Source organism: Gilvimarinus sp. 1_MG-2023 (genome assembly GCF_030548285.1).
Genome location: NZ_JAUOSC010000014.1, coordinates 31,630 through 58,006, shown reverse-complemented (window position 1 = coordinate 58,006; position 26,377 = coordinate 31,630). Strand labels below are relative to the sequence as shown.

Here is a 26,377-nt window from a genome sequence, read left to right as displayed (position 1 = left end):
AGACATGGCTTTTACTAAAAAAGATGATGGTAATAACGAAGGCTTCCAGGAAAAACTGGTACAGGTCAATCGTGTTGCCAAAACTGTTAAAGGTGGTCGTATCTTTGCCTTCACCGCCCTCACCGTTGTAGGCGACGGTAATGGCAAAGTAGGTTTCGGCCGCGGCAAAGCACGTGAAGTGCCTGTTGCTATTCAAAAAGCAATGGAAGCCGCCCGTCGCAACATGATCAACGTTGATTTGAACGGCGATACACTGCAATATGCCACCAAAGGTCGCCACGGCGCCTCTAAAGTGTATATGCAACCTGCGTCTCCAGGTACCGGTGTTATTGCCGGTGGTGCAATGCGCGCCGTCTTGGAAATTGCCGGTGTACAGAACGTACTAGCCAAGTGCTATGGTTCTACCAACCCGGTAAACGTAGTTCGCGCGACTTACAACGCGTTGAAAGATATGGCTTCTCCAGAGTCTGTTGCTGCCAAGCGCGGTAAGAGCGTAGAAGATATTCTGAATTAATCGGCCCTGGCCGATTCTTAGGAAAGCGGTATACAAGCATGGCTAAGAAAATGATTAAAGTGACTCAGCTCAGAAGTACCGCAGGCCGTCTGAAGAACCATCAGGCTTGCGTTACCGGTTTGGGACTGCGTCGCATCGGTCACACCGTAGAAGTAGAGGACACTCCTTCTACTCGTGGCATGATTAATAAAGTACACTATCTGATTAAGGTAGAGGGAGAGTAACATGCGTCTTAATACGCTAAGTCCCGCTCCAGGCAGCACTCATAGCAAGAAACGTGTTGGCCGTGGTATCGGTAGCGGTGTAGGTAAAACCGCTGGTCGTGGTCACAAAGGTCTTAAGTCTCGTTCTGGTGGTACTGTTAAGCCAGGTTTCGAGGGTGGTCAGATGCCTTTGCAGAAGCGCTTGCCAAAATATGGCTTTAGCTCTCGCATCGGTCGTGTGACTGCTGAGGTTCGTCTCAACGAGTTGAACAAAGTTGAAGGCGAAACCGTTGATCTGGAAACCTTGAAGCAGGCCGATATTATCGGTGCTCACATCAAGCGTGCCAAGATCTTTGCTTCTGGCGAAGTGACCAAAGCCGTTACAGTGAAAGGTTTGGCTGTGACTAAAGGTGCCAAAGCTGCGATTGAAGCGGCGGGCGGTAAAGTCGAAGAGTAAGAGGTGCCAATGGCAACTCCCGGTAATCTGCCGTTAGGGAATAAAAAAGGACTGGGCGAGCTATGGGCTCGCCTTCGTTTTCTGTTTTTGGCGATCGTGGTTTACCGGATCGGTACCCACATTCCGGTACCGGGACTAGACCCCGAACGAATCGCCGATCTGTTTAATCAGAATCAGGGAACGGTCCTCGGATTGTTCAATATGTTCTCGGGTGGTGCTCTGGAGCGGATGAGTATTCTCGCTCTGGGTATCTTCCCCTACATTTCAGCGTCGATCATCATGCAATTGATGACCGCGGTGACTCCTTCACTGGAGCAACTGAAAAAAGAAGGGGATGCTGGTCGTCGTAAGATTAACCAGTACACTCGATACGGTACCGTTATACTGGCAACCGTGCAGGCAATGGCTATGGCTGTTAGCTTCTCCGGTTTTGCCTATGGTGGTGAGCCAACCATCGCATTTTACTTTATTGCGGTTGTGTCACTGGTCACCGGTGCGGTATTTATGATGTGGCTGGGTGAGCAAGTCACTGAGCGCGGTATTGGTAATGGTATCTCCATGCTGATCTTCGCCGGTATTGTGGCGGGCTTCCCTACAGCGATTGGTTCTGCGATTGAAAGCGCACGCCAAGGTGATTTACACGTACTTATGTTGTTAATCATCACCGTTGTTGCTATGGCCGTGATTTGGGCAATTGTTCGAATTGAGCGTGGTCAGCGTCGAATTACTGTGAATTACGCGAAGCGTCAGCAAGGGGCTCAGGCCTATGCTGCACAAACTAGCCACCTGCCTCTTAAGATTAATATGGCCGGTGTGATTCCAGCAATTTTTGCCAGCTCGATTTTATTGTTCCCCGCGTCTATTGCGCAGTGGTTCGGTGAAGGTGGCGAAGGTCCGGTTGCTAACTTTTTGCAAGACTTTGCTCTTGCAATTGGCCCCGGTCAGCCTCTGAACATCATTTTGTTTACAGGTATGATTGCTTTTTTCTGTTTCTTCTACACGGCGTTGATGTTCAACCCGAAAGAAGTTGCCGATAACCTGAAAAAATCAGGTGCTTATATTCCGGGGATTCGTCCCGGTGAGCAGTCAGCCAAATATATCGATAGTGTTTTGACCCGTTTGACGGTAATTGGCGCTATCTATATGTCGGTAGTTTGTCTGATGCCGCAGTTCCTGGTAGTGGCCTTTAATGTGCCATTCTACTTAGGTGGTACCTCGCTACTCATCGTAGTGGTGGTGGTAATGGACTTTATGTCCCAGGTACAGGCTCACTTGATGTCGCATCAGTATGAATCACTGATGAAGAAGTCAAACTTGAAGGGGTATGGCAGCGGAAACGCTCGCTAACCTCTGTTGAAAGGGTAGGATCATGAAAGTTCGTGCTTCTGTTAAAAAGATTTGCCGCAACTGTAAAATGGTACGTCGCAACGGTGTTCTGCGAGTTATCTGCAACACTGAGCCGCGCCACAAGCAGCGTCAAGGCTAAGCAAGACGAGGGGCGGCTCGCCGCTCATCGGCCAGAAAAGGTGGCATTTTATGCCACCTTTTCTGCCAGCTGAGTACTGAAATAAGCCTTTTCAGCTGGCTTGCACACTGGGGGCGTTGACTGTCGTCTGATGAGAAATCATCAGGCTATTGCTTTTTTGTGTTTTTATCGCTATCCTTGCGCGCCTTTTTACCATGTGCGTTACGGGGTGGGGTAAATCCACGTCAACGCTGCAATTTTAAAGTTACTGGAGTAATTTGAATGGCCCGTATTGCTGGTGTCAACATACCAGACCACAAACACGCGGTTATATCCCTGACTTATATTTTCGGGGTAGGCCGTACTACTGCCAAGCAGATTTGCGCTGCGACTGGCATTGCGGAAGATGTGAAAATCGGTTCTTTGTCTGAAGAACAGGTTGATCAGATCCGTAACGAAGTAGGCAAGTTCACCGTAGAGGGTGACCTGCGTCGTGTTGTGTCTATGAACATTAAACGCCTGATGGATTTGGGATGCTACCGTGGTTTGCGCCACCGTCGTAGTCTGCCGCTCCGTGGTCAGCGTACTAAGACTAACGCTCGTACCCGCAAAGGTCCGCGTAAGCCAATTAGAAAATAATTGACTGAACGCTTACATTCAAAAGTACGGTAACAACAGTTAGGAAGAGATTGCTATGGCCAAGCCAGGTAATAAGTCTACAAAGAAAAAAGTTAGAAAGCAGGTTGCTGATGGTGTTGCACACATCCACGCCTCTTTCAACAACACGATCGTTACGATCTCCGACCGCCAGGGCAATACCCTGAGCTGGGCGACTGCAGGTGGCTCCGGCTTCCGCGGTTCGCGTAAAAGCACCCCGTTCGCAGCCCAGGTTGCTGCAGAGCGTGCCGGTGAAGCCGCTAAAGAATACGGCTTAAAGAACCTTGACGTTGAGGTTAAAGGTCCAGGGCCAGGCCGTGAGTCGGCTGTACGTGCTCTGAACAACGCTGGTTACAAGATAACCAACATCACTGACGTGACGCCTATTCCGCACAATGGATGTCGTCCGCCGAAGAAACGTCGAGTGTAAGGGGGCAAACTAATGGCACGTTATATTGGACCAACATGTAAGCTGGCCCGTCGCGAAGGTACTGATCTTTTTCTAAAAAGTGGTGCCCGCGCGCTGGACTCAAAATGTAAGCTGGAAACCGCTCCAGGTATGCACGGCCAACGCCGTGGACGCCTGTCTGATTACGGTGTACAGCTGCGTGAGAAACAAAAAGTACGTCGCACCTACGGTGTGCTCGAGAAGCAATTCCGTGCTTACTACAAAGAAGCCGCTCGTCGTAAAGGCGCTACCGGTGAGAACTTGTTGAAGCTGCTGGAATGTCGTCTGGACAATGTTGTATACCGCATGGGTTTTGGTTCTACACGCGCCGAATCTCGTCAGTTGGTATCGCATAAGGCGATTGTTGTTAATGGCCAAACCGTTAACATTGCTTCTTTCCAAGTAGCAGAAGGTGATGTTGTGACCATCCGCGAGAAGGCTAAAAACCAACTTCGCATCCAGAACGCTCTGACTCTGTCAGGCCAGCGCGCTGATGTTGAGTGGGTTGAAGTCAACGCTGACAAAAAGGAAGGCACTTTTAAGCGCGTTCCTGAGCGCAGCGACTTGCCGGCTGAAATCAACGAAAACCTTATCGTAGAGCTTTACTCCAAGTAAGGGATTAACCGTTAACAGGTGTGGCTATGCAGACTGCAGTAAACGAATTTTTGACTCCGCGTCATATCGACGTAACCGAAAACGGCCCGACCCACGCCAAGGTCGTGCTGGAGCCGCTAGAACGTGGTTTCGGACATACTCTGGGCAATGCGCTGCGTCGTATTCTGCTCTCCTCAATGGCCGGTTGTGCCATTACGGAAGCCGAAATCGACGGTGTGCTGCATGAGTACAGCGATATTGAAGGTGTGCGTGAGGATGTTATTGAAATCCTCCTTAACCTGAAAGGCGTCGCCGTTGTTATGCACGGCAAGGATCAGGCAGTTCTGACCCTGACCAAAAAAGGTCCGGGTGTCGTCACTGCCGGTGATATCCAGGTAGACCACGAAATCGAGATTAAAAACCCCGAGCACGTGATCTGCAACATTACTGGCGACACCACCGTAAGCATGCGTTTAACCGTTGCTCGCGGTCGTGGTTATCAGCCTGCTGACGCCCGTCGTCAGGAGGAAGATGAAAACCGCGCAATTGGTCGTCTGCAATTGGACGCTTCTTACAGCCCAGTGCGTCGTGTTGCCTACAGTGTAGACAGCGCTCGTGTTGAGCAGCGTACCGATCTGGATAAACTGATTTTGGATCTGGAGACCAACGGTACTCTGGACCCCGAAGAAGCTATCCGTCGTGCAGCGACTATCCTCCAGCAGCAGCTGGCGGTGTTTGTTGACCTCGAAGGTGAAAGCCAGTCACAACCGGAAGAAAAAGAAGAGGCGATTGATCCTGTTCTGTTGCGTCCGGTGGATGATCTGGAGCTGACCGTTCGTTCGGCCAACTGCCTAAAAGCGGAAAATATCTACTACATCGGTGATTTGATTCAGCGCACAGAAGTTGAGCTGTTAAAAACTCCGAACTTGGGTAAAAAGTCTCTGACCGAGATCAAAGACGTACTTGCCTCGCGCGGTTTGTCTCTCGGTATGCGTTTGGAAAACTGGCCACCCGCCAGCCTGCGCAACGAAGACTAATTAATTCAGTCCCGCGTTTGCGCGGGTTAACGAGATTGCTGTGAAGCAATCATAAGTGAAGGATTTAGCGTCATGCGTCATCGTCATAGTGGCCGTCAACTGAATCGTAACAGTTCACATCGCAAAGCCATGTTTCGCAACATGACAGCGTCACTGGTTGAGCACGAACTGATTAAAACCACTTTGCCTAAGGCAAAAGAGCTGCGTCGTTACGCTGAGCCTCTGATTACCTTGGCAAAGAGCGACAGCGTAGCCAATCGCCGTTTAGCGTTTGCTCGTCTGCGTAACCCAAAAGCGGTAGGTAAGTTGTTTGCCGAGCTGGGCCCACGCTACGAGTCACGTCCTGGTGGCTACCTGCGTATTATGAAGTGCGGTCTGCGTACCGGCGACAAAGCTACCATGGCTTACGTCGAGTTGGTTGATCGTCCTGCAGTTGAAGAAGCGGCAGAAGTCGAGTAACACCGACTTTCTCATCGCAAACACAAAAAGCCGGCTTGCCGGCTTTTTGTGTTTTTGTGCGTGTGGATTTTTTGTTTCAAATGGCCTTTCGCGATGGGTTTAATCGCGCCCGTGTGCTGCGTTTAAATCGAGAATAGGCCCTTTAGGCACTATGCCTGTGGGATTAATGGTTGTGTGGCTTTGATAATAGTGTGATTTGATATGATCAAAGTGCACAGTGTCGGCTACCCCAGGCCATTGGTACAACTCGCGCATATAAGCTGATAGGTTAGGGTAGTTGGCAATTTGTTTTAAATTGCATTTAAAGTGGCCGTGGTAAACGGCGTCGAACCGGATGAGTGTGGAAAAAAGCCGCCAGTCTGCCTCTGTAATCTTATCTCCGGTTAAGTAGCGGTTGCGCGACAGAATTCCCTCTAGCCACTCTAGGCTGTCAAACAGCTCGCTAACGGCCTCGTTATAAGCTTCTTGAGTGGTGGCAAAGCCTGCCCGATAAACGCCGTTGTTGACGGTGTGGTAAACCCTGTTATTAACGCTGTTGATCTCGCTGTGTAAAGCTTGCGGGTAATAGTCGCCTTGAGCGGCGCCTAGGTGGTCAAACGCTTGATTGAACATGCGAATAATATCCGCTGATTCATTGCTGACAATGCGCTTTAGTTGTTTATCCCACAGTAAAGGTACGGTCACACGACCGGTAAAGTCCGGGGTGTCGGCGGTGTAAATTTGGTGTAGATATTGAGCGTTGTGAATAGGGTCTGGTACGACTTTTTCATTGGGGTTAAACGTCCAGCCGTTGTCTTGCATTAGTGGGTGGACGACTGAAACACCGATCCAGTCGGTTAAACCCTTAAGGGCGCGGAAAATTAACGTTCGGTGTGCCCAGGGGCAGGCGTAAGAAACATATAAGTGGTAACGCCCTTTTTCGGCTCTAAAGCCATCTCCACCCTTGGGGCCAGCGCTACCGTCGGCAGTAATCCAATGACGAAAAGTGGCTTCTTGGCGGACAAATTTGCCGCCGGTCTTTTGCGTGTCGTACCAACGGTCTTGCCACTGGCCTTCTACTAATAAGCCCATGATTTACTCCTTTCTACGTCTTTCGACCAAGCTTAGCGTAAATAACAGAGTCCACCCACAGACTGGTTAGGCGGGTTTGATTGAATTTATCGATGAATGTATACGACTGTATTTTTGGGACAAAAAAAACCGAAGCAGAAGCTCCGGTTTTTAATGAACGAGGCCGGCGTGCTTTACAGCGCGTCGACAATCGCGTTCAGGGTACTGCTGGCGCGCATAGCGGCTGAGGTTTTAGTATCGTCAGTTTTATAGTAACCACCGATATCTACCGGACTGCCTTGGGCGCTGTTGAGTTCTTCGATAATCTTAGCTTCATTGGCGGCCAAGTCGGTTGCCACCTTTTTAAAGCGCTCGGCAAGCTCGGCGTCTTCAGCTTGGCTGGCCAAGGCTTCTGCCCAGTACAGAGCCAAGTAGAAATGGCTGCCGCGGTTGTCGATTTCGCCAACTTTACGGCTGGGCGATTTGTTTTCGTCCAGGAATTTACCAGTAGCGCTATCCAGAGCGGCGCCCAGAATACCGGCTTTGGCGTTGTCGTTAACTTGGCTGAAGTGCTCCAGTGATGCAGACAAAGCCAAGAATTCACCCAGTGAATCCCAGCGCAAATGACCTTCGTCGGTCAGCTGTTCAACGTGCTTGGGGGCAGAGCCGCCCGCACCGGTTTCAAACAGGCCGCCGCCGTTCATTAACGGTACGATAGACAGCATTTTGGCACTGGTGCCCAGCTCCAAAATCGGGAACAGATCGGTCAGGTAATCGCGCAATACATTACCGGTGACCGAGATGGTGTCTTCTCCGTCTTTGGTGCGTTGCAGTGTCAGGCGGGTCGCTTCTTCCGGTGACAGAATGCGGATGTCTAAGCCTTTGGTGTCGTGTTCAGGCAGATAAGCCTCTACCTTCTTAATCAGTTCGGCGTCATGGGCACGGTTTTTATCCAGCCAGAAAATGGCAGGATTACCGGTAGCACGCGCGCGGTTGACCGCAAGCTTAACCCAGTCTTTGATCGGTGCATCTTTTACCTGACAAGCGCGGAAGATATCGCCTTCCTCGACGGTTTGCTCCAATAGAGTATTGCCGTCGGCATCGAGCACGCGTACGGTGCCGGCGCTAGAGATTTCGAAAGTCTTGTCGTGTGAGCCGTATTCTTCGGCTTTCTGCGCCATCAAGCCTACGTTAGGAACGCTGCCCATGGTGGTGGGGTCAAAGGCACCGTTTTGCTTACAGAACTCAATGGTTTCAGCGTAAACACCGGCGTAGCAACGATCGGGAATGGTGAATTTGGTGTCTTGCAGAGTGCCCGCTGGGCCCCACATCTTACCGGATGAGCGGATGGCCGCCGGCATAGAAGCATCGATGATGACATCGTTAGGGACGTGCAAGTTGGTAATGCCTTTATCGGAATTCACCATGGCCATTTCTGGGCCGGCGGCATAAATCGCTTTAATATCAGCTTCAATGGCTTCGCGTTTGTCAGCGGGCAGTTTTTGGATGCTGCTGATCACATCGGCAAAACCGTAGGTGGGGTCAACACCCAGCTCGGCAAATTCGGTGGCGTACTTGTCAAACAAGTCTTTGTAGAAAACGCTGACCGCGTGACCAAAGATGATAGGGTCAGAGACTTTCATCATAGTGGCTTTCATGTGCAGCGAGAACAGTACGTTTTGCTCTTTCGCATCGGCGATGGCATCGGCCAAAAAGGCGCGCAGTGACTTGGCGCTTAAGACGGCGGCGTCAACGATTTCACCGGCTTGCAGGGCGAGGCCTTGTTTTAAAACGTCTTTAGTGCCGTCGGCTTTTTCGAGCTCAATAGTGGCGGTGGTGGCCGCAGGCAGGGTGACCGATTTTTCGCTGCCGTAAAAGTCGCCTTCGCTCATGTGCGAAACGTGTGACTTAGAGTCTTTGTCCCAAGCGCCCATCGAGTGCGGGTTTTTACGAGCGTAAGCTTTAACCGAAGCCGGTGCGCGGCGATCGGAGTTGCCTTCGCGCAGTACAGGGTTTACCGCAGAGCCTTTGACTTTGTCATAGCGAGCGGCAACGGATTTTTCTTCGTCGGTTTTCGGTTCGGTCGGGTAATCGGGGAGGGCGTAGCCCTGATCTTGCAGCTCTTTGATAGCTGCTTTCAGCTGCGGGATAGACGCGCTGATATTAGGCAGCTTAACGATATTCGCTTCGGGCTGCTTAGCCAGTTCGCCCAGCTCAGCCAATGCATCGCTCTGGCGTTGATCTTCGGTCAGATACTCGGGGAACTGAGAAATGATACGGCCAGCCAATGAGATGTCTTTCAGCTCAATGCCAACACCAGAAACCTTGGTGAACGCTTCAATAATGGGCAGCAGCGACTGGGTGGCCAGGGCTGGAGCTTCGTCGGTTTTGGTGTAGATGATTTTGGAATCTGATGTAGCCATTCTGTTACCTGTATTTAAAGAGGGTATCTTCAGAGGCCGGAAAAGCGGGGACGGGCCGAAATCGTTCCATTTCGGGCGGCAGTACGCGCATTCCCGCGCCCAACGCTGATCCTAAAATTGGCCACTTGTGATGGCCAATCAATACGACAATAAGCCTCTGTATTGGAGGAGCGCGAATTATACCAGCAAGAGGCAAAGTTCGCACTTAGGCCGGGATATTTACTCTATGCCCGGCCCAAGTGGCGGTGGTGTATCTTAGGGTGTTTTGGCTTGGTTTTTTTGCCGTGCCGCTTTGAGCATGGGTGCCAAAAAGTGGCCTGTGTGGGATTTTTTATTTTTGGCGACTTCTTCCGGGGTGCCGGTGGCGATAATCTGGCCGCCGCCGCTGCCGCCCTCGGGGCCCAGATCGACGATATAGTCCGCGGTTTTGATGACGTCCAGGTTGTGCTCAATCACCACAATCGTGTTGCCGTCGTTGCGCAGGCGGTGCAGCACATCCAGCAGCAGCTGAATATCGGCAAAGTGTAGGCCGGTGGTGGGTTCGTCCAAAATATACAGGGTTTGGCCGGTATCGCGTTTGGACAGCTCTTTGGCCAGCTTCACCCGTTGTGCTTCACCGCCCGAAAGGGTGGTGGCTGCCTGCCCCAGGCGAATATAACTCAGGCCCACATCCATTAGGGTTTGTAGCTTTTTGGCCACCGCCGGTATGGCGTCGAAAAATTCGCGCCCCTCTTCGATGGTGAGCTCCAATACCTCGTGGATATTTTTGCCTTTGTATTTGATCTCCAGAGTTTCGCGGTTGTAGCGCTTGCCTTTACAGACATCGCAGGGGACGTACACATCCGGTAAAAAGTGCATTTCCACCTTGGTGACCCCATCACCCTGGCAGGCCTCGCAGCGGCCGCCTTTGACATTAAAGCTAAAGCGCCCAGGCTTGTAGCCGCGCGATCGGGCCTCTTGAGTGCCGGCAAACAGTTCGCGCACCGGAGTAAAAATACCCGTGTAGGTGGCGGGGTTGGAGCGCGGCGTACGGCCGATGGGGCTCTGGTCAATGTCGACGCATTTGTCCAGCTGGTCCATGCCCTCTATGGTGTCGAAATCGGCGGGCTTTAAGGTCGTGGCGCCGTTGAGCTCGGTGGCGGCTACCGGGTAAAGCGTGGCGTTAATCAAGGTGGACTTGCCCGAGCCGGACACACCGGTGACGCAAGTCATCAGCCCCAAGGGCAGTGTTAAATCGATATTTTGCAGATTGTTGCCGCGGGCACCGGTTAGGCTTAGAGTGCGCTTGGCGTCGGCTTTGACGCGCTTTGTGGGCACGGCAATTTCTTTGCCGCCTGATAGGTACTGGCCGGTCAGAGAGTTCTGATTGGCCATAATGTCGTTCACGGTACCCTCGGCAATGACTTCGCCGCCGTGAACCCCCGCGCCCGGGCCAATATCAATCACATGGTCAGCCAGGCGTATGGCGTCTTCATCGTGCTCAACCACAATCACCGTGTTGCCTAAGTCGCGCAGGTGGGTCAGGGTTTTCAATAGGCGTTCGTTGTCGCGCTGGTGCAGGCCGATGGAGGGCTCGTCGAGAATGTACATCACGCCCACAAGGCCCGCACCAATTTGGCTGGCCAATCGAATGCGTTGGGCTTCCCCGCCAGAAAGCGTATCGGCGCTGCGGCTCAGGGTGAGGTAATTTAGCCCGACATCTACCAAAAATTGGAAGCGATCGCGCAACTCTTTTAGAATTTTATCGGCGATGCCGGCTTTGGCACCCTCGAACGTCAGTTGAGTGAAATAGGTTTGAGCTTCACCCACCGGCATATCTGCCAGCTCGGGCAAGGTCTTTTCATCGACAAACACGTTGCGTGCGGATTCGCGAAGGCGAGCGCCATGGCAGCTGGGACAGTGCTGGGTGGATAAATACTTGGCCAGCTCTTCGCGCACACTGGCCGATTCGGTGTCGCGGTAGCGCCGCTCTAGGTTAGGCACCACCCCTTCAAAGGTGTGATTGCGCTTAATCACATCGCCGCGCTCATTGACGTAGTTAAAGCTGATGGATTCGCTGCCGGAACCGGTGAGAATCACCTTGCGGTGTTCGGCCTGTAATTCGCTCCAGGGAGTGTCGACATCAAAGCCGTAGTGCTCGGCCAGTGCCGTCAGCATATGGAAGTAATATATGTTGCGTTTATCCCAGCCGCGAATGGCTCCTTGCGACAGGGGCGCCTCGGGAAAGAGTACAACCTTGCTCTCATCGAAAAATTGTTTAATCCCCAGGCCATCACAGGTGGGGCAGGCGCCGGCGGGATTGTTAAACGAGAACAAGCGCGGTTCCAGCTCGCTCAAGCTGTAGTCACACACTGGACAGGCGTGTTTGGCGCTGAACAGCCGGTCGTCTTGCTCACCGTCCATATAGCTGATGCTGACCAGCCCTTCCGATAAATTCAGTGCCGTTTCGAATGACTCCGCCAGGCGCACTTGTAAATCGTCGCGCACTTTAAAGCGGTCGACCACCACTTCAATGGTGTGTTTTTTCTTTTTGTCCAGCTCTGGGGCATCGTCTAAGTCAACCAGAATGCCGTCGATGCGAGCACGAATAAAGCCATCGCGCTGCAAACTCTCCAAGGTGTGTAAGTGCTCACCTTTGCGGTCGCGCACCACCGGTGCCATCAGCATCAGCTTAGTGCCTTCGGGCAGAGCCAGTACGGTATCCACCATTTCGCTAATGGTTTGCGCGGCCAGCGGCTGTTTGTGCGTGGGGCAGCGCGGCTCGCCCACCCGGGCAAACAGCAAACGCAGGTAATCGTATATCTCGGTAATGGTGCCCACGGTAGAGCGCGGGTTGTGCGAGGTGGACTTTTGCTCGATGGAAATGGCGGGGCTCAAACCCTCAACATGGTCGACGTCGGGTTTTTCCATCATCGACAAAAACTGGCGGGCATAGGTGGAGAGCGATTCGACGTAGCGGCGCTGGCCCTCGGCGTATAGAGTGTCAAACGCCAGAGACGATTTACCCGAGCCCGATAAACCGGTAATGACCACCAGCTTATCGCGGGGAATATCCAAGTCGATATTCTTTAAATTATGAGTGCGGGCGCCGCGTACAAAAATCGTATCCAAAAAGCTCACCTGTGGGGACGTCGGAAAACCCATCATTATACGGCATGAGCGCTGCATCTGTATTGTGTAGTTTCAGTGATTGGTTGGTCGCGATAGTGGTGGTAGAATTCCGCTCTTTCGCGGCGTATCAAGAGTCTTCCAATCGCGCTGCCATAACACGATAGGTTAGCTTTGAGCCCCAATCCGTCCACCTTTGAGCGCCGCACAGTCTCGGCGCTGGCCTCGCTGTATGCGTTTCGCATGCTGGGGCTGTTTATGGTGCTGCCGGTGCTCACCCTGTACGGCGAGAGCTATACCGGCGCCAGTGCCGCCCTGTTGGGGTTGGCGCTGGGCGCTTACGGAGCCTCACAGGCCTTGCTGCAAATCCCCTTTGGTGTTTTGTCCGACAAAATTGGTCGCAAGCCCGTTATTATTGGCGGCTTGCTGATTTTTATCGCAGGCTCAGTCATTGCCGCACTGGCCGACTCGGTATGGGGCTTAATTCTGGGGCGTTTACTGCAAGGGGGGGGAGCCATCGCCAGTGCTGTGATGGCTCTGGTCACCGATTTGACCGCCGACGAAAATCGCACTAAAGCCATGGCCAGTATTGGCGCCAGCATTGGGGTGTCTTTCGCACTGGCGTTGGTTTTGGGGCCGGCCCTGGCCGGTCTGGGTGGGTTGAGCCTGATTTTTTGGGTGACCGCTGCGCTCGGCCTAGTCGGGATCTTTGTTGTCGTGTTTTTGGTACCCTCGGTTGCTCCCAGTTTGAAGCGTCGCCGCGAATCCGGCGCCGTGCCGCAACTACTCTGGCATACCTTGCAAAACAAAGAACTACTGCGCCTAAATGCCGGTATATTTGCGCTGCATTTTGTCCTGATGGCCAGCTTTGTGGTGGTGCCGGTGGTGCTCAATGGCCCTCTGGGTTTGGCTCGGGCCCACCATTGGTGGGTGTATTTACCTATTCTGGGATTGTCCTTTTTGGCCATGCTGCCATTTATTATTGTTGCCGAAAAACGCCGCCAGATAAAACCCGTGTTTTTGTTGGCCATTGGGTTGATAGGGCTATCGCTGGTCTGGCTCATGTTGGCGCCAAAAGCAATGGTGTGGTGGCTCATTGGCTTGTTCGGGTTTTTTATGGCGTTTAACTTATTGGAGGCGACTTTGCCGTCTCTGGTGAGCAAAATGGCGCCGGCGGGCTCCAAGGGCACGGCCACGGGCATTTACTCCACGGCTCAATTTGCCGGTGCTTTTTGTGGCGGTGCATTGGGCGGCGTGGTGTTGCAGTTGGCGGGCGTGTTTTGGGTGTTGGCGCTGTGCGCATTGGTGGTTGCCCTGTGGTGGTTGGTGGCCCGGTCGATGTCGCCCCCGCGGTATCTCGCCAGCATGCTCTTTCCCTTGGCCGGTCGCAGCGCAGAAGAGATTGAGCAAAAGCTGGCGGGGGTCGAAGCGGTGGCCGAAATATTGGTGGTGCCGAGCGAGGATATGGTCTATCTCAAGGTGGATTCCGCCGGCGTTAATCGCACCGAAATCAATCGGCTGCTGGGGCTCTGAGGCCAGCGTTATAGTGATAGCGGCTGCAATAGTGTAAGCTCAACACCCGATATATTGAACCAACCATTCGAAAAAGACACGAGAACTTCAGGAGAACGATATGGCATCGCGCGGCATTAATAAGGTCATTTTGGTCGGTAATCTGGGGCAAGACCCAGAAACCAAGTTTATGCCCTCCGGTGGCGCCGTCACCAATATCAGCGTCGCGACCTCCGAGTCCTGGAAAGACAAAAACACCGGTCAGCCGCAAGAGCGCACCGAGTGGCACCGAGTGGTATTTTTTAACCGCCTGGCCGAAATTGCCGGTGAGTATCTGCGCAAAGGCTCCAAGGTGTATATCGAAGGCTCACTGCGCACTCGCAAGTGGCAGGGCCAAGACGGTCAAGATCGCTACACCACCGAGATTGTGGCTGGTGAAATGCAAATGCTCGACTCTCGCGGTGGCGACAACTCAGGCTACAATCAAGACAGCTACAACCAAGGCGGTGGCCAAAACTACGGCGGGCAAAATCAAGCGCCACAACAGGCACCGCAAAACCAGGCACCCCAAAACCAAGGCGGCTATAACCAACCGCAAGGCCAGCCGCCACAGCAGGCTCCTCGACAAGCCCCTCAGCAAGCGCCACAACAGCCGGCACCACAACAACCCGCCGGTGGGTTTGACTCGTTTGATGATGAGATTCCTTTTTAAGTAAAAAAGCCGAGTCGCATTTTTTAAAGACCCTGCCAAGCAGGGTCTTTTGGGTTTTAGGTAAAATTAAACGCCATTTTTGTTTAAATATGTTGATATCGTACGGCACAGGGATGAGCTATGAGCATTCTGGATAAATTAAAACAACAGGCAGAAGCCATGCGCGCTAATGAGGCGCAAGAGGCAAAGCGCCAGGCGGCTCAGCAAGTCTACTACGAGCAATCTTTAAAGCCTGTCATGTTGCAAGTGTTGACTTATTTAGATGAGCTGGTCAAAAACATCAATTATGTTCAACCCGAACGTATTATCACCTACCCATTAACCCCCGATCGCTCCACCGGTGTAGAGCTTAATCAAACAGCTTATAAGTTGGTGATCGATAGTTCAGCCAATCCGCGCCAGTTAGATGTACGCGTATCGGCCGAGTTGCGTGACAAGGCGGCAATCGAAAGTTATACCCGCTATCTGGCGCGTTACAATTTCAAATATCACCGGCGTGACCAATTAAATCGTAACCATCGCCTGCAAAGCGCATTATTTTCTTTGGAGGGCCCCCTGCAATTAGCTATGAGAGTACAGGCATCGCCAGAGACTGAGGCAATTGAAGTGCTGTTAAAAAACTTTACCCGGCCCGGTGTTCAGCGCTATAACTATCGCTGCGATCAAATTAACGATGAACTGCTCGACCGTATGGGGCAATTGATATTGCATGAGGTGGAAGCGTTAACCCCGCCGGTTGAAATACCGGCTGAGGTACGAGAGCAGTGGCGTCGACAGCTGGTCGATAAGCAATAGTTAATTTTGCTTAAGAGTGCGGGCGAATATAAATTCGCTGAACTCCGATCATTTCAAAAATAATAAAAATATAGGAGTTTCACAACTTGAAGGCGGCCCTATTTTGTTCGGGATCTTAGTTGTTAAAACTGTAATCTGTGGGTGTGCCGGATTTTCTGAGTGAATCACTCAAGTCTCGGTTGACGCGCAAGACAACATGATAATGATTCGACATAACTGCGTAGGCGGCTACATCAATAGCAAAACGGCTGATAACTCTTTTAGTCGATGGGCAATCCAGCCGCGGCGGTGTTCAAAGTTATAGTCTTTGCCTGAGCCACACAAGAATGCCCGCCTCACACAGCGCGATACGCAGTGATAGAAAAGAGTATCGTCGAGAGAAATTAATCGGTTGCGGGGTTGAGTCATGGCTCCTCCTTGAGCATAGGGTAATGTTTACTTGTCTAAATTTACTTTGGCTCACGTGTGTGGCATTGTCAGATTTGTGGGTGTCTTGGATTTTTTTCTGGATTTTTTTCATTTCTCAAGTGATTTTGAGAAAAAGGGATCTATTTGTTTGACAGTCGCAAAACGTCCATATCCGTCCTGGATTTTGTTTTAAAGGATGAAAAGTAATGCATGAGAAGGAAGTGGTCGGAGGAAAAATACACCCTCTATCAGTAACTACAGTGTTTATAGAAATGCTATTTAATGAAACTTTGCTGGCTACAGGCACGGCATTTTTTGTAAGTAGCAACAAAGGACCAGTACTTATAACCAATTGGCACAATCTGACGGGGCGAAATCCAGAAACAAATGAGTGTTTAAGTAAACATTGTGCGGTGCCTAATTTAGTCAGAGTAAAATTACTGGGTCCGCACCAGCCTTTATGGTTTAAATTTGATCTTGAGCGAAATGGCAAGCCGGTTTGGGTTGAGCATTCCATTTATGGGGCTCAGGTGGATGTGGTTGGTGTGCTACTTCCCGAATTGAAAGAATACGTAATGCACTATGTTGGGATAGATGAAGGCTGGTGTAGGCTAGATGTGGCGGATCGAGTTCACATCGTCGGTTATCCGTTTGGGATACATGATAACTTCGCAATTTGGGCTACTGGATTTGTAGCAAGCGAACCGGAAACGGATTACCGTAATTTACCTGCATTCCTAGTGGATTGCAGGGCTCGAAAAGGGCAGTCAGGATCGTTAGTATTGTCCTTGATCAAACCCGGCGATGCGAAGCTTCACCATGGAAAGCTATGGGCCGCTCAGAAAGAAATGGTTCATTATCTGGGTATTTATAGTGGCCGCATTAATAAAGACTCTGATCTTGGTATTGTTTGGAAAAAAGGTGTATTGAGGGATATTGTAAATACCATTAATACGTCTCGCGACATTGTATCGGCTATGTCCTCAACCTTTAGTGGGGTATAAGCCAGCCGAAAAATTAGAATATCCACAGGTTGTATGAACTTAGCCGATTTTTTTGGGTAAGGCCGCCTGCAGTGTCGATCACCCGCACTATGTCACACAGCCTTGTGCGCGGCGTGTGGCAACCTTTTTTTCGGATGATGATTACTTCTGTTGCTTTGATCCGCCGGCATCGGTATCTGTGGATGCTTTGGTCCAGTCTGGTGTCTGGCAATACTTGGCTGAGCTTACAGGTCTTTGAGGGCAGAAACCCCGCCGATACCGTGTTCTACCTTACCCATTAATGGCTGGCCCTGGTAAGCTATTGCGCACAATTATTCAGGAGTAACTGATGTCTGAAGACCCTCTAAAAGCGCTGTCCGATCAGGCCACTGAGGCCCACACTAAAATTCAGCAAGCTTATCAGCATATCAACCCTGTGGTGGCGGTACGCCGAGGGCTCCGTGATGTGGGCTTTCCCGCAGACGTTATGACAATCGACTGCTTGCGCACCCGTCGCCGTATTATGTTGATACTGCATGACAAAGAGCCGGGGATGTTGCTCTATCAGTTTGCCGGTCTGGACGAAGAGGCCAGCGAAGAATTTCAGCGCAAGGTTTTAACCGAAGTGTGTGTTGATACGCTGTTTGGTTGGATACAGGATTACTTCTCTGATGCTCCCACTCAAGAAAGTGAGTGATCAAGGGGCAAGCGGCGGTGCAGGTTATTTTCTCTGAGGTAAGGCAGCTCATGGGTCGGTTTGCATTATGCAGTGACCAGTGGGATAGTTATAAATTAAGGTCTTAGTGCATTTCAGCCGAGCCCTGTGTTAACACTCATGCATTCAGGTAAGAATATGTCGTCAGGCGCTGAGCAGTCCGGGTTACGCCAAACCAATCAGAAATTTTACGATGGCCTGTGGTCCAAGGTTCGTCTTATTGAGCCTAGCCGCTTTAATACCTGGCGGCATTTTAGCGAATATTCTCGCAATGCGCCTGAGCGGCTAGAGGTGGGCGCTGGTATGCGTCCGCGTTTGCCAATAGAGGGGACGCATTTTGTCGATATCAGTGAGCCGGCTTTGCAGCAACTCGCTGCTAAGGGGGGCGTGAGTAAGGCGGGGGATATTACGCAATTACCTTATGCCGATAATACTTTTGATTTGATCTGTGCGCTGGATATTATCGAGCATGTCGAGGCCGGTGATGTCGCCTTGGCCGAGCTGTGTCGTGTCGCCAAGTCTGGCGCAAAATTATTGATGTCTGTACCTTTGCACTCGTCGTACTGGACCGCATTCGATGAGGTGGTCGGGCATTATCGGCGCTATGAGAGTGAAGAGCTTTCGGACTTGCTGACGCAGAACAACCTACAGGTGTTACACAGCGCCGGGTTTGGCATGAAACCCAAATCTTCTGTGTTGGTCAACTGGGGTATGGATCAATTACAAAAAAATCCTAAAAGAGCCCTGCGCTGGTACAACGGTGTTTTTATGCCGCTGGGGCTTTTTTTTCAAAAACCATTGAGTTTGTCCGAGGGGTTGGTTGATACCAGCACTATTGCCGATGTGTTAATGGTGTGTGAGTTGCAAAAGGCTTAATGCGCTGAGGTTTTGTCCTCTCGTGATATAGGCAAGCCTCTCATGATAGGTAAGTCTCCCGTTGTCGGCTAGGTGCTTTGGTTGGCGCTTTCTGCGCAGTGTTGATTTAGTTTGTGTTCAACATCGTTTAGCGTTGGCGCTAGAAAGTGCAGGGGCCAGCCCATGGCTGCCACAATTCGTACATGGCCGACGCCTTGATATAGTTTCTTGGAGACTTCAACGTTTGCAGCGGTAAGTTTACGCTCCAGTGAACTGGCCGATTTGGGGACGACAGTGTAATCATCTTCCCCATGAAGTATCAGAGTGCTTGGGCTGTCAGAGGTTATATGTTCAGCGGTAAGTGCCGTGCGCTGTTGTTTGGGCGTGTCACCGAATATATCGCGCCAGTGTGGCTTCTCGCTCGGTAGAAAATAATCGTGGGGCCCGGCGAGGCTGATATAACCATTAATGATGGTTGTGTCTAGGCCTTGAGCTTTTAGGTAGCGGTTATCATAGCTAATTAACCCCGCTATCATGGCTCCGGCCGAGTGACCCATCATAACCAACGGGCGATCTTGCCTGTGTTGAGCAACTATGTCGCTAGCGGTAGCTAGGGCAATATCGTGGATAAAATCGGGATGAGTGACCTCAGGAAAAAGGCGGTAATCCGGAATAATGACGGTATGGCCACGTTTTGCGAGTTGGGCTCCGACAAAACCATACTGTTCTTTGCTTCCCGACGTCCATCCTCCGCCATACACAAAGAGCACGATGCAGCCACTGCGCTGAGTGTTGAGTGGTTGGTAGATGTCCAGTGTATGGCGCGACTCTGGACCATAGCTTAAATCAGTGTAAGTTCGGTATTGGTCGGCTCGATTTAAGGCATTGAGTATCGATGTGCCTGTACACGCGCTAAGGCTTAATGCTCCGGCAAGTAGACTAAATACAGTGGTGAAGGGTGAAATGCGTTTCACAGTGGCGGCCTTGGTTGATCAATGAGTTTACCGATACTGATACGTAGAGTCGGGTTCCGTGGATGACAGGCCGGGGGCAAAGATAATGCACCCACCTCGGCCGGATATGCCAGACATGCTATAATCACAATTTGTGCAGGTGTCCATTTTGAAACTTCAGCAGTCCATCCAGAACCTCAATAATACACTCGATAAGTCTCGCCGTAAGCTCGCTGCAGCGAAAGCGCGAGGTGACGAGATAATGGCCAAGCAATTGCAAAACGATATACGCAAACTCGAAAGTGAGCTGGCTGCCAATAATGAAATTAAAACTCGCCAGGCCGATCAAACCGCTCTCGATATCAAAAATATGCCTTTTAATCGCCCCCTTACCAAGCAAGAGCAGGCTGATATGGGCAAGTTAAAAAAATCGGTTAAAGGTTTAGTGGTTGTACACCCTTTAACCGCTGTCGGTAAGAAAATGGGTGTTAAAGTCGTTACCGGGTTTGCTCCGAAGGCATTTTAAACACTGGCTCGTGTCTCTGATATGCTGACGGTTGTTAATCGGTTGGTGAGGGGCGTGTTGGAGGTGTGGTGAACGGTTTAGTCGCTTTTATTCAGCAGCTTATTATTTGGGGTTATTTTTTACTGGTTATTGGTATGGCGGTGCGCGTGATTATGCGCCGTTTGCCTGTGGGCGTAACCTTGGCGTGGATATTAGTGCTCATTGTCTTTCCCTATTTAGGCGGCGCGCTCTACCTATTGTTTGGCGAGCGGTTTTTGGGGGTAAAACGCGCCCAGCGCGAGGCGCGATTGCGCTTTGTGTACTTGGACTCTGTGCCACTTAGTTTGCCGCCGATTGATTGGCGCCGCTACCACAGTGCGGCCGAGCCGCTGGCCCGATTAGAGGCTTTTGTGTCGGGCATCGACCCTGTGGGCGGTAACAGGGTGCAATTTATTGAGACCGCGCCCGCCATTATCGACGCGTTAGTACAAGATATTAACCAGGCGCAATCATACTGTCATATCGAATTTTATATTTGGCAGCCCGGTGGGGCGACTAACAAGGTAGTTGATGCCCTTGAGCGCGCGGTAGAGCGCAATGTTGTGGTTCGCATTATGCTGGATGCCGTTGGCAGTTCGGCTTTTTTTGGCTCTAAGCCCTACCGCCGCCTTACCCGTATAGGGGTAAGTATTGAGAAGGCCTGTCCTATTGGTGTTATTCCCTGGCAATTGGCGCGTTATGACCTGCGTAATCATCGCAAATCGGTCATTGTCGATCAGCGCGTGGCCTACATGGGAAGTTTTAATTTAGTGGACCCTGAGTTTTTTAAGGCGGATGCCGGAGTCGGCCAATGGATTGATGTGATGGCCCGGGTTGAAGGGCCCGCGGTGATGCAATTTGATGCTGTTTTCCGGTGGTACTGGCAAGTGGAGTGTGGCACCACCTTGCCCGACGCCTTGCCGTCGGCTCCGGCCGCTGCGGGCTCGGCTCTGTTGCAGGTGGCACCGTCTGGCCCCGATGTGGCAAAAGAAAGTATTTTAAATGCCTTGCTGCAGGCGATTTACGGGGCCAAGGTGTCGGTCGATATAGTGACGCCGTATTTTGTGCCCGGCGAGGCATTGGAGCATGCGCTAAAGATTGCCGCTCGGCGTGGAGTGCGGGTGAGTGTGATTGTGCCCGAAAAGGTCGATTCATTTTTAGTGCGACACGCCAGCCACTCTTACTTCTCTTCGCTGCTGGAGGCGGGCGTAGCCATTGCTACCTATGGCAAGGGTTTGTTGCACACAAAGGCGGTCGTGGTTGATGACAGTCTTGCATTTTTTGGTACGGTTAATTTGGATTTACGTTCGCTGTGGTTGAACTTCGAAATGACTATGATTATTTACGATGCTCCAACGGTGCAGCAATTGGCGAAGGTGTTGGCGGCCTACCGGCAGGACTCTAGCGAGGTGCACATTGAGCAATGGCGACAGCGCAGCGCACTGTCCCGGTTTATTGAAAATATCGTTCACTTGGTAAGCCCGTTAATTTAATTGTCAGGCTCGGATAAAAACGCATCACTTAGCGTTTGCTCACCATTAACCAGCGGGTAAATAGCATTTTGGGCGCTGGTGTTTTGCAGGCAAAAGGCGGCCACCGCGGCCACATCGGCGCGGGTAATCACTTGCTGCTCCGGGTCGGTAGGCAAGGTGGTGCTGATAGTGCCGCGGGCAGGTTCGTTCAGCAGTCGCCCGGGGCGCAAAATGGTAAAAGGTAGCTGGCTTCGTATTAAATGGTCATCGGCCAACTTTTTACACACCGCGTAATGTTTAATTGCCGCAGGTCCTTTGTCTGGGTTTTCTGCTCCGCGCGAGCTGATCATAACAAAATGCTTTACGCCCGCTTGAGCCGCGTAATCGATAGCTTTTATTGCGCCCCACAGGTCGACTAAAATAGTTTTGTCCGCGCCAGTTTTAGCGCCGGATCCTGCGCTAAAAACCACCTTTTGACAGCCATTAAAAAGGTGGGAGAAATCCTGTTCCAGGTCACTAATGCAAACCTCGGCCCCGAGGGTTTGCAATTCCGGGTTGGGGGTGCGCACCATTGCGCGCACCTCGTCACCCGCCTGGCAGAGATCGCGAGTCAGCAGGCGGCCTATTTGACCGCCCGCGCCAATAATCAGTGTGCTCATGCTGCCCTCCGGTATTTAAATGAAACCTTGCTATGGTAACCTAACCGCCATTCAATGCGCTAAGCGTTAGAGGAGTTCGAAGTATGAATGTTGTTATTACCGGAGCCAATCGTGGTATTGGTTTATCGTTCGTTAAACATTATTTGGCACAAGGCGCCACGGTGTACGCCGCTTGTCGTACCCCCTCAGCTGAGTTGCAACACTCAGGAGCTGAAGTGCTCGACGGAGTTGATGTCGGTACCGACCAGGGGCTGAAGGTGTTGGTGGACTCGCTGTCTGGAGTGAGCATCGATTTATTGATCAATAATGCCGGCATTTTACGCAATGAAAGCTTGGGTGATCTTAATGTGGCCACTATTCGCGATCAGTTTGAAATCAACGCACTGGCGCCGCTGCGTGTTACTGATGCGTTGGCGGGGCAGTTGAGCTCGGGTGCAAAAGTTGCGTTGATTACCAGTCGTATGGGCTCTATTACCGATAACACCAGCGGCGGTCGCTACGGTTACCGGATGTCAAAGGCAGCACTCAATGCCGCTGGTATGTCGCTGGCACAAGATTTAAAAAGTCGCGGTGTGGCGGTGGCGATTTTGCATCCGGGGTTAGTGGGTACCGAAATGATCGGTGGGGTTGGTGATATTACCCCCGATCAGGCCGCCGAGCGTTTAATGGAGCGCATTAATGGTTTAACTTTGGATAATACCGGCACTTTTTGGCACTCCAACGGTGAGGTTTTGCCTTGGTAGCAGGCATAGGTGATACTGGGTACCGGTTGGCGTTTTGTGTCGCCAACCGGCCGCCGCTGGATGATTACCCTGTGCGGGAGAACCTCGCACCACTGCTGCCCGGTGAGTTACAGCATATCGTGGCGAACACCAGTAACCACTGGCGCAAGTTGTTTAATGTTTATGCCAAAGTGGTTTATGCCCTCGGTGTGGAGCCGGGTTGGCCGCCAACATGGCAAGAGTTTCGTGATCGGCGTTTACTGCAGTCGGGCTCGCGCCTGGCGTTGCTGTTTACGCCGCCCCAGCTAGAATTCCCTAAATCAAACGAGCGGCCCCCGCTGTATTTGGTCGCGGGGAAAGGCTACGCCTCAGCGCTTAATATCGCGGGCTTGCAGTGGCTCGATGCGCACTTTGCGGTGGCGGCGCAGCAGCGTGTATTGGTTACGCCTTATTTGGATTATCGGCAATTGTCTAATGAACGAATAGAACGTCTGGTTGAGCTGATTCGCCGCTATGCTTTGCTTTAAGCGGGAGTTAATCAGCCCTTAGGCTTTCGGTGGTAGTTTAAGATCATATGCCAGTGTTCTTAATGTGGTGGATTGAAATTCTCGCCGATAAAGCACGCCTACCACCGTCGCTACTGCGGCGATAAATAGCCAGGTGTTAAAAAACCAAGGCAGTACCGCCAGAGAAAAGTAATAGGCGCGCAACCCATAGTTATAACTATGACCCGCTTGGTCAATAATTTTGGCGGTGCTGATCGCGTAGCGCCGCTTCTCCTCTGTCGAAATGTCGGCGTCGTGAGCGGGAGCAGCGCCAAACAAAATGGCGCAAAAGCCGTACTGGCGCATGGCCCAGGTCAGGGTAAAAAATGCGTACACGTAAATCATAAGCAGCAAAATTACTTTTAGCTGCAGCTGCCGTGGGGTCATGCTGTCATTGGCAAAGGGTAGGGCGCTCAGGGTGATATACACTTTATCTATGGACGCCATAATAGTGACCAGACCGGCGATAATCAGAATAGAGGTTGAGGCGAGAAAGGATACATTCCTCTCAAGACTTGCCACCAATGCAGTATCGGCAATTCGGTTTTGCCTGCCCAGCATTTCAATCATCCAGCTTTTGCGATAGACATGCAGGGTCGAGGCTAAGCAGTGATCGGTACGGGCTCTCTTGCGGGCAAAGCGAGCGTAACCTGTCCAGGCAACAAACAGCCATAGGGCTGCGCAAAGGTTTATCCAGTCGTACGTGCTCACTCATATCTCCTGTCTGTGGTGTGGCTCACTCAGTTTGAGGCTGGGACAGGTTAATTCTACACGACTTGCGAGACTTTTCGATGACGGGTTGTTCGACCAAAAATCTCTGTTGGAAATGGTCGGTCAGTTCTTGCGTGAAAAGATAAGCTGGTGTGTCAACGTAAAAAGCCGCCACACCGTTGAGGGGAGTGCGGCGGTAAAAAACTGCGCTGGCACGTAGTGGAAGCGATGCGCCAGTGCAGGCGCCGTGTGGATTGGCGGCGTGGTGGGGCCGCCCGGCGCTTAGCTCAAGCCGGAGTCATCGTGTCGGCTTGTTCGAAGAGTCACTGGTTGGCGACTATAGGGGTTACACTGTCGTCGGTGGTTTCGTCCAGCAGTAACTCTGGCTTGCCCTTACAGGCCTTGGCCAATACCTCACTTTTGCCCGCCAGCAGTAAACCAATTGCCTCGCTGTGCTCTTCACTAATGCCTTGAACAGAGTTTTCAATCAAATCGGTAATATTAGCGGCCAGTTCGAGCATTTTATCGTGAGCTTCGGCGGCTTTTTTATCGTCAAACATCTTTCCATCCCGGTCACATTTCCATACGGCAATTACAGCCATGGTTTACCTCCATTGCGATACTGTTTGGATGTACAGTATCGGGTTGTGGCGATATTGTCAACTGAGGGTTGTGTGGTTCGGGGCGATTTAGGTGCTGTTCAAGAGGTGGCAGGGTATGGATAATGTCGCTATTAACTACAGCTCAGGATGAAATGTGTCGACAACTGCCGTAAAACCTAAGCCCGGCTTGCTTAAGTCCAGCTCCAAAGTGGGTGTGATGACCATGCTCTCGCGCGTGCTTGGGTTGCTGCGCGATGTGGTCTTTGCCCATACCATTGGTGCTGGGGGTGGGGCGGATGTGTTTATTGTCGCTTTTAAGATTCCGAATTTTATGCGCCGGCTATTTGCCGAGGGCGCATTTGCGCAGGCGTTTGTGCCGGTATTGTCGGAATATCGGCAAAATGGCCCCCATGCGGCAGTGCAGGCTCTGGTGGATCGGGTTGCCGGTGCTCTGGGACTGGTGCTTTTAGTCGTTACCGCTTTGGCGGTAGCTGGTGCCCCGCTGGTGGCAACGGTATTTGCTCCTGGGTTTCGGCTCGACAGTCCAGAGAAATTTGCCTTAGCCACTGATATGATCCGCATCACCTTCCCTTATTTAATGTTGATCTCTCTTAGTGGGTTGGTCGGCGCCATACTCAATAGTTACGATCGCTTCGCAATACCGGCTTTTACCCCCGTCTTACTTAATATTACCTTGATTGTGGCCGCGCTCTTTGCCGCCCCATTATTTGCTACCCCCGCTATGGGTTTGGCTTGGGGCGTGCTGGCCGCTGGAGTGTTGCAGTTTTTGTTTCAGCTGCCTTTTTTGCGGCCGCTGCATATCGCCCCCGTCCCCAAGCTCGACTGGCGTGATCCGGGCGTGAAGCGCATTCTGGCGCTCATGGTTCCCGCCCTATTTGGCGTATCGGTCAGTCAAATAAACTTGATGTTGGATACGATTATCGCTTCGCTGCTGCCCGATGGCAGTCCGTCGTGGTTGTATTATTCAGAGCGCTTGGCGGATCTGCCTCTGGGGGTCTTTGCGGTGGCGATCGCCACGGTTATTTTGCCCAATCTGGCTCGGCAATACAGTGCCAGCAACCCAGAGGCTTTCTCTCGCACTCTTGATTGGGCTATGCGTTGGGTGGTGTTAATCGCGGTGCCGGCGGTGGTGGCCTTGGTGATTTTGGCCGAGCCGATTTTAACCACATTATTTCAATACGGTGCTATGTCTGAGCACGATACCGCCATGGCGAGTATGAGCTTGCGCGCCTATGCTCTAGGTTTGTTGGCGTTTATGCTGATTAAAGTGCTGGCGCCTGGCTTTTATGCCCGCCAAGATATGAAAACCCCCGTGCGAATTGGGGTGGTGGCAATGGTGGCTAATATGGTGCTGAACGGCTTGTTTGTGGTGCCCTTACACCATTATTACCAGCTGGGTTTTGTCGGGTTGGCGCTGGCGACGAGCCTGTCGGCCTACATTAACGTAGGCTTGCTGTTTAGGGGGCTGCTCAAGCGCGGTATTTACCAGCCAAACTTGGGCTGGTTGAAGTTTTTGTTGCGAGTGCTGCTGGCCAATGTGGTTATGGCGGGGCTGCTTTACTGGGGGCTTACTCTGTGGCCGGTTTGGGGCGACTGGAGTGCGCTGGAGCGAATCTGGCGTTTGGCCTTGTTGTGTGGGGCTGGGGCTTTGATTTACGCCTTTATTTTGCTGGCCGGCGGCTTGCGCCTGAAAGATTTGCGCCAAGCTTCTTTTTAAGGAGTGCGCGGGGTTGCCTCGCGTACAAACTGCCTG

29 protein-coding genes are annotated in these 26,377 nt (G+C 51.8%); 21 read left to right on the top strand and 8 right to left on the bottom strand.

The window, feature by feature from the left end:
* Positions 1-4: 4 nt before the first annotated feature.
* From rpsE to rplQ, 10 genes are all read left to right on the top strand, one after another.
* Positions 5-514 carry a 30S ribosomal protein S5 gene (rpsE, locus tag Q4563_RS13775; RefSeq protein WP_215975663.1) on the top strand — a complete coding sequence of 170 codons (510 nt, stop codon included), beginning with the start codon at positions 5-7 and terminating at the stop codon, positions 512-514.
* Between the two features lie 38 nt (positions 515-552).
* Positions 553-738, top strand: a complete 186-nt coding sequence (gene rpmD, locus Q4563_RS13770) for a 50S ribosomal protein L30 (protein ID WP_215975662.1) — start codon at positions 553-555, stop codon at positions 736-738.
* A 1-nt stretch (position 739) separates the two neighbouring features.
* Positions 740-1,174, top strand: a complete 435-nt coding sequence (gene rplO, locus Q4563_RS13765; RefSeq protein ID WP_215975661.1) for a 50S ribosomal protein L15 — start codon at positions 740-742, stop codon at positions 1,172-1,174.
* A gap of 9 nt (positions 1,175-1,183) precedes the next feature.
* Positions 1,184-2,521 (top strand): preprotein translocase subunit SecY, encoded by a 1,338-nt coding sequence (gene secY, locus Q4563_RS13760; RefSeq protein WP_215975660.1) that lies wholly within the window; start codon positions 1,184-1,186, stop codon positions 2,519-2,521.
* Between the two features lie 22 nt (positions 2,522-2,543).
* On the top strand, positions 2,544-2,660 hold the full coding sequence (rpmJ, locus tag Q4563_RS13755) for a 50S ribosomal protein L36 (RefSeq protein ID WP_215975659.1): 117 nt from the start codon (positions 2,544-2,546) through the stop codon (positions 2,658-2,660).
* Positions 2,661-2,921: 261 nt separating this feature from the next.
* Complete coding sequence (gene rpsM, locus Q4563_RS13750; protein ID WP_215975658.1) at positions 2,922-3,278, top strand: 30S ribosomal protein S13; 357 nt, start codon at positions 2,922-2,924, stop codon at positions 3,276-3,278.
* 55 nt (positions 3,279-3,333) lie between these two features.
* Positions 3,334-3,726: a 30S ribosomal protein S11 gene (rpsK, locus tag Q4563_RS13745; protein WP_215975657.1), complete on the top strand. Its 393-nt coding sequence runs from the start codon at positions 3,334-3,336 to the stop codon at positions 3,724-3,726.
* A 12-nt stretch (positions 3,727-3,738) separates the two neighbouring features.
* Entirely contained in the window at positions 3,739-4,359 is a 621-nt protein-coding gene (gene rpsD, locus Q4563_RS13740) for a 30S ribosomal protein S4 (RefSeq protein WP_215975656.1), read from the top strand.
* 26 nt (positions 4,360-4,385) lie between these two features.
* The gene (locus tag Q4563_RS13735) at positions 4,386-5,375 is read left to right on the top strand and encodes a DNA-directed RNA polymerase subunit alpha (RefSeq protein WP_215975655.1); all 990 of its coding nucleotides are present in this window, start codon (positions 4,386-4,388) and stop codon (positions 5,373-5,375) included.
* Between the two features lie 72 nt (positions 5,376-5,447).
* Positions 5,448-5,834 (top strand): 50S ribosomal protein L17, encoded by a 387-nt coding sequence (gene rplQ / locus Q4563_RS13730; protein WP_215975654.1) that lies wholly within the window; start codon positions 5,448-5,450, stop codon positions 5,832-5,834.
* Positions 5,835-5,933: 99 nt separating this feature from the next.
* On the opposite strand, the gene Q4563_RS13725 is transcribed toward rplQ, so the two are convergent.
* From Q4563_RS13725 to uvrA, 3 genes are all read right to left on the bottom strand, one after another.
* Positions 5,934-6,905, bottom strand: a complete 972-nt coding sequence (locus Q4563_RS13725) for a glutathione S-transferase family protein (RefSeq protein WP_303604865.1) — start codon at positions 6,903-6,905, stop codon at positions 5,934-5,936.
* A gap of 173 nt (positions 6,906-7,078) precedes the next feature.
* Positions 7,079-9,307, bottom strand: coding sequence for an NADP-dependent isocitrate dehydrogenase (locus Q4563_RS13720; protein WP_303604864.1), 2,229 nt, complete (start codon positions 9,305-9,307; stop codon positions 7,079-7,081).
* A 255-nt stretch (positions 9,308-9,562) separates the two neighbouring features.
* Positions 9,563-12,418, bottom strand: a complete 2,856-nt coding sequence (gene uvrA, locus Q4563_RS13715) for an excinuclease ABC subunit UvrA (protein WP_303604863.1) — start codon at positions 12,416-12,418, stop codon at positions 9,563-9,565.
* Positions 12,419-12,589: 171 nt separating this feature from the next.
* On the opposite strand from uvrA, the gene Q4563_RS13710 reads away from it, so the two are divergent.
* The 3 genes from Q4563_RS13710 (at position 12,590) to Q4563_RS13700 (ending at position 15,434) form a co-directional block, all read left to right on the top strand.
* A complete protein-coding gene (locus tag Q4563_RS13710) occupies positions 12,590-13,948 on the top strand; it encodes an MFS transporter (protein WP_215975650.1) in 1,359 nt (452 codons plus the stop codon).
* 100 nt (positions 13,949-14,048) lie between these two features.
* Positions 14,049-14,639 carry a single-stranded DNA-binding protein gene (ssb, locus tag Q4563_RS13705; protein WP_303604862.1) on the top strand — a complete coding sequence of 197 codons (591 nt, stop codon included), beginning with the start codon at positions 14,049-14,051 and terminating at the stop codon, positions 14,637-14,639.
* Between the two features lie 120 nt (positions 14,640-14,759).
* Complete coding sequence (locus tag Q4563_RS13700) at positions 14,760-15,434, top strand: hypothetical protein (RefSeq protein ID WP_303604861.1); 675 nt, start codon at positions 14,760-14,762, stop codon at positions 15,432-15,434.
* A 228-nt stretch (positions 15,435-15,662) separates the two neighbouring features.
* On the opposite strand, the gene Q4563_RS13695 is transcribed toward Q4563_RS13700, so the two are convergent.
* Positions 15,663-15,842 carry a hypothetical protein gene (locus tag Q4563_RS13695; RefSeq protein ID WP_442903758.1) on the bottom strand — a complete coding sequence of 60 codons (180 nt, stop codon included), beginning with the start codon at positions 15,840-15,842 and terminating at the stop codon, positions 15,663-15,665.
* 206 nt (positions 15,843-16,048) lie between these two features.
* Between Q4563_RS13695 and Q4563_RS13690 the strand changes: the two genes are divergently transcribed.
* The 3 genes from Q4563_RS13690 (at position 16,049) to Q4563_RS13680 (ending at position 18,416) form a co-directional block, all read left to right on the top strand.
* Positions 16,049-16,846: a hypothetical protein gene (locus tag Q4563_RS13690; protein ID WP_303604860.1), complete on the top strand. Its 798-nt coding sequence runs from the start codon at positions 16,049-16,051 to the stop codon at positions 16,844-16,846.
* A gap of 328 nt (positions 16,847-17,174) precedes the next feature.
* Positions 17,175-17,522 (top strand): hypothetical protein, encoded by a 348-nt coding sequence (locus tag Q4563_RS13685; protein WP_303604859.1) that lies wholly within the window; start codon positions 17,175-17,177, stop codon positions 17,520-17,522.
* A gap of 156 nt (positions 17,523-17,678) precedes the next feature.
* A complete protein-coding gene (locus Q4563_RS13680; protein ID WP_303604858.1) occupies positions 17,679-18,416 on the top strand; it encodes a class I SAM-dependent methyltransferase in 738 nt (245 codons plus the stop codon).
* A 68-nt stretch (positions 18,417-18,484) separates the two neighbouring features.
* Here the strand turns inward: Q4563_RS13680 and Q4563_RS13675 are convergent, their stop codons facing one another.
* Positions 18,485-19,369 (bottom strand): alpha/beta hydrolase, encoded by an 885-nt coding sequence (locus Q4563_RS13675; protein ID WP_303604857.1) that lies wholly within the window; start codon positions 19,367-19,369, stop codon positions 18,485-18,487.
* A 148-nt stretch (positions 19,370-19,517) separates the two neighbouring features.
* Between Q4563_RS13675 and Q4563_RS13670 the strand changes: the two genes are divergently transcribed.
* Both Q4563_RS13670 and cls read left to right on the top strand, forming a co-directional pair.
* Complete coding sequence (locus tag Q4563_RS13670; RefSeq protein ID WP_215975639.1) at positions 19,518-19,874, top strand: YibL family ribosome-associated protein; 357 nt, start codon at positions 19,518-19,520, stop codon at positions 19,872-19,874.
* Positions 19,875-19,942: 68 nt separating this feature from the next.
* Positions 19,943-21,385 (top strand): cardiolipin synthase, encoded by a 1,443-nt coding sequence (gene cls, locus Q4563_RS13665; protein WP_303604856.1) that lies wholly within the window; start codon positions 19,943-19,945, stop codon positions 21,383-21,385.
* Here the strand turns inward: cls and Q4563_RS13660 are convergent.
* Positions 21,382-22,023: an SDR family oxidoreductase gene (locus Q4563_RS13660; RefSeq protein ID WP_215975637.1), complete on the bottom strand. Its 642-nt coding sequence runs from the start codon at positions 22,021-22,023 to the stop codon at positions 21,382-21,384. The genes cls and Q4563_RS13660 overlap by 4 nt on opposite strands.
* A gap of 83 nt (positions 22,024-22,106) precedes the next feature.
* Between Q4563_RS13660 and Q4563_RS13655 the strand changes: the two genes are divergently transcribed.
* A complete protein-coding gene (locus tag Q4563_RS13655; RefSeq protein ID WP_303604855.1) occupies positions 22,107-22,766 on the top strand; it encodes an SDR family oxidoreductase in 660 nt (219 codons plus the stop codon).
* Positions 22,760-23,272, top strand: a complete 513-nt coding sequence (locus tag Q4563_RS13650; protein WP_215975635.1) for a DUF6942 family protein — start codon at positions 22,760-22,762, stop codon at positions 23,270-23,272. Before Q4563_RS13655 ends, Q4563_RS13650 begins: the two co-directional genes overlap by 7 nt.
* A gap of 18 nt (positions 23,273-23,290) precedes the next feature.
* Here the strand turns inward: Q4563_RS13650 and Q4563_RS13645 are convergent, their stop codons facing one another.
* Both Q4563_RS13645 and Q4563_RS13640 read right to left on the bottom strand, forming a co-directional pair.
* A complete protein-coding gene (locus Q4563_RS13645; protein ID WP_303604854.1) occupies positions 23,291-24,001 on the bottom strand; it encodes a DUF599 domain-containing protein in 711 nt (236 codons plus the stop codon).
* Positions 24,002-24,324: 323 nt separating this feature from the next.
* Entirely contained in the window at positions 24,325-24,603 is a 279-nt protein-coding gene (locus Q4563_RS13640; protein WP_215975634.1) for a YebG family protein, read from the bottom strand.
* A 154-nt stretch (positions 24,604-24,757) separates the two neighbouring features.
* Between Q4563_RS13640 and murJ the strand changes: the two genes are divergently transcribed.
* Positions 24,758-26,341: a murein biosynthesis integral membrane protein MurJ gene (murJ, locus tag Q4563_RS13635; protein ID WP_303604853.1), complete on the top strand. Its 1,584-nt coding sequence runs from the start codon at positions 24,758-24,760 to the stop codon at positions 26,339-26,341.
* Positions 26,342-26,377 lie beyond the last annotated feature (36 nt).